This is a genomic window from Variovorax sp. P4_D9 (assembly GCF_056401695.1).
In genome coordinates this window covers 1-2539 of the sequence record NZ_JBFUIU010001070.1, presented here as the reverse complement: position 1 = coordinate 2539, position 2539 = coordinate 1, and the positions used below count along the sequence as shown (strand labels likewise).

The 2539-nt window shown below is 61.1% G+C and carries 5 protein-coding genes and 1 pseudogene; all 6 read left to right on the top strand.

What is annotated here, in order from left to right:
- A partial coding sequence (locus tag AC1DY5_RS51025) for a hypothetical protein (RefSeq protein WP_478121915.1) occupies window positions 1-262 on the top strand: 262 nt, incomplete at its 5' end.
- 183 nt (window positions 263-445) lie between these two features.
- A complete protein-coding gene (locus tag AC1DY5_RS51020) occupies window positions 446-877 on the top strand; it encodes a hypothetical protein (protein WP_478121914.1) in 432 nt (143 codons plus the stop codon).
- 406 nt (window positions 878-1283) lie between these two features.
- On the top strand, window positions 1284-1517 hold the full coding sequence (locus tag AC1DY5_RS51015; protein WP_478121913.1) for a helix-turn-helix domain-containing protein: 234 nt from the start codon (window positions 1284-1286) through the stop codon (window positions 1515-1517).
- Complete coding sequence (locus AC1DY5_RS51010) at window positions 1514-1885, top strand: helix-turn-helix domain-containing protein (protein WP_478121912.1); 372 nt, start codon at window positions 1514-1516, stop codon at window positions 1883-1885. Before AC1DY5_RS51015 ends, AC1DY5_RS51010 begins: the two co-directional genes overlap by 4 nt.
- A gap of 196 nt (window positions 1886-2081) precedes the next feature.
- Window positions 2082-2267 (top strand): hypothetical protein, encoded by a 186-nt coding sequence (locus AC1DY5_RS51005; protein WP_478121911.1) that lies wholly within the window; start codon window positions 2082-2084, stop codon window positions 2265-2267.
- Window positions 2264-2539: pseudogene (locus tag AC1DY5_RS51000) on the top strand (toprim domain-containing protein); the annotation flags it as partial. The gene AC1DY5_RS51005 and the pseudogene AC1DY5_RS51000, both read left to right, overlap by 4 nt.

Sequence of the window (2539 nt, the reverse complement as noted above, 5' to 3'; positions counted from 1 at the left end):
ACTCGGCGCTATGTGTGCGCCGGCGTCGACGGCCAGCGCTGGCTTCGTTGGAAATAGTGTGCACGTGTCCACCAAGAACGTAGTGGACACGAGCATCCTAAAACGATCCGTCGCAATCAAGGTGCCGCGGCTAGACGCTTACGCAGGAATGGACTCATGGGCCATCCACGGGGACTTTGTAGACAACCCGCAATATGCGATTTACGCGCTGACCAAGATGCTCGATGCAATAGTCACAAAGGCTTCCGTGGAGAGTTGGTAACGGGCATCCAAGGCCCAGCGCCTTTGACAGTGTTTTGCCAGCCCTGGCGCGACGGCGCGAAAACCCGTTTCCCTGACGGGCTGAGCTGGCATCTTTATTCAGGGCAGCACTTTGGGAGTGCGCAAATGAACTATCTCGGTCCCGCTCAGAACGCCGCGCAAGCTACCCGGCACGGGGGTGCTCATGGATGCTGACCACGTCCAAGCCGAGTTGGATGCCTGCGCGGTCACGATCCGTGAACTGCGTCAAGAAAACAAGGAGCTTCGTGCGCTGGCGGCACTGCTGAACTCACATTTGATGCTGGCGCTTGATGCGTTGGAATCGAAAGGTGCGGAAGCGGAGGCGGAAGCAAAGCGCAAGGTCGGCAGACCGGAGAAGCGCCACGATCATTTGATCGATCAAGTCCAGCTTGCGCGCGATGCGTATGCCCAAGCGAACCCGACGAAGGGAAAGGTCGGCGATAACGTAGTGCTCACATGGTACTTCGGCAACGAGTTCGAAAAGCTCGGCATGAGGGCATCGAGGGCTAGCACGCCGGCCTTTCAGGCCAAGCTGAAAACGCTGCGCAACCGCCTTTCAGACGCTACGCACCCGACGGTCAAAAAATCCCGTTAATTCGTCATTTTCCGGGACATACGCGAATCTACATTCACAGCTAGCAACCAACGTTGCTCTACCGATCAGCCCTGATTGGTGGTGTGTGAACCTAACGCCGAGAGGCGCTGGAGATTCGAATGAAGTCTTTGACCGGACAGTTTCCTCCCCTGGAATCTGTGACCCGCCCCGCAGTGGACACCGCCGCCGCTGCCTATTACCTCAACCGCCGTCCTCAGACATTGAGAGGCTGGGCCTGCAGCGAAGGCCTGAGCCCCATTCGCCCGATTCGCGTCAATGGCCGCTTGGCCTGGTCCACGGCGGAGATTCGGCGGCTCATGGGGACGCCGGATGATGCGCGCACTTCAGACCTTCGCGCTACGCCAAGTGCTCTCGCAGACACCGTTCTGGTTCAAGGGGGCGCCAAATGAGTAGCCCAACCACCGAAATCAAGCGAATTGCAGGCGACAACCTCACGCCCAGGCAGACCGCCGAACTGCTGAACGTACCGGAAGCCACGTTGGCCGTCTGGCGCTCCACCAACCGGGTCGTGTTGCCTTACTTCAAGCTCGGGAGCCACGTCCGCTACCGGCGCTCTGATCTTGAGTGCTTTATCGAGCGCCACCTCCGCAACGCCTCGGAGCAGGGGGGCACAAAATGAATAACCCGACTGCATCTACGACAACGCAGCCGGGTTACGAGAAGCACATTACTGGCCCCGATTTTACGGCTGTTGAAGCCGCACTGGGTGGCCGCTTCAAGTATTACCTCGATCGCAAGGCCCAGCAGCAGATCATCCTCTCGGCGCTGCGTCGCGGCCCCAAGACGACGGACCAACTCCGTGCCCTCGGATGCTTCCAGGCTCCCACCCGCGTCTTCGAACTGCGTGCCCAGGGCTACTCGATCCACACGGCGTTTGTGACCGCATGGGCAGCCGACGGTCGCCCGCATCCCCGGATGGCGCTGTACACGCTCAACGAGCCTGACGACAACTGGCGCAAGGCCGATAGCACGACTGGGGGCACCTGATGCCCTTCGCACGACTGGCCGCTGTGGCGGCGCTGGATACGCGCGCGCGTTCCGGCGAGCAGGTGATGCATTGCGACAACTGCGGCGGGGTGAATCCACTCTTCACCCGACGCTGCGGTCTCTGCGGATGCCGTGTCCCGACTGAGTCGGAGATCAGCCGCGAAAAGCGGATCTTGCAGCGGATCGGGGGGCGCGGATGACCGACACCAAGCAGTTCGCAACGCTCGCCGCGGAATACGCGCTGCTCGGTCATGCGCTGATCCGTGCCGTACCGGGGGATGCCCGCGCCCCTTACTACGCAGCTCGCTGGGGTTGGCTCAAGCCAATCCGTGACCTCGAGCAGGCCCGCCAACACCTCGAACAAATCAAAGGCAGCAAATGACTGACCCTGTAGACCTCTTCCGTAGTGCGATTGACGCGGCGGGCATGACGCCTCCCGATGAGATTCATGCTGATGGCCGGCTTCACCGCTTCAGCCCCACAGGCAAACGCAAGGACGATGCCGGCTGGTATGTCCTCCACCTGGACCACATCCCGGCAGGCACCTTCGGGAATTGGCGTAGCGGCGAGGCGCAGAACTGGTGCGCCAAGACCGACAACGAAATGACGCCGGCTGAGCGCCAGGCCATCAGGGAACGCATCATGGCCACGCGC

Coding starts and splice junctions, on each gene's coding strand:
- AC1DY5_RS51020 (WP_478121914.1), top strand. CDS start 446: ATGGATGCTGACCACGTCCAAGCCGAGTTGGATGCCTGCGCGGTCACG.
- AC1DY5_RS51015 (WP_478121913.1), top strand. CDS start 1,284: ATGAGTAGCCCAACCACCGAAATCAAGCGAATTGCAGGCGACAACCTC.
- AC1DY5_RS51010 (WP_478121912.1), top strand. CDS start 1,514: ATGAATAACCCGACTGCATCTACGACAACGCAGCCGGGTTACGAGAAG.
- AC1DY5_RS51005 (WP_478121911.1), top strand. CDS start 2,082: ATGACCGACACCAAGCAGTTCGCAACGCTCGCCGCGGAATACGCGCTG.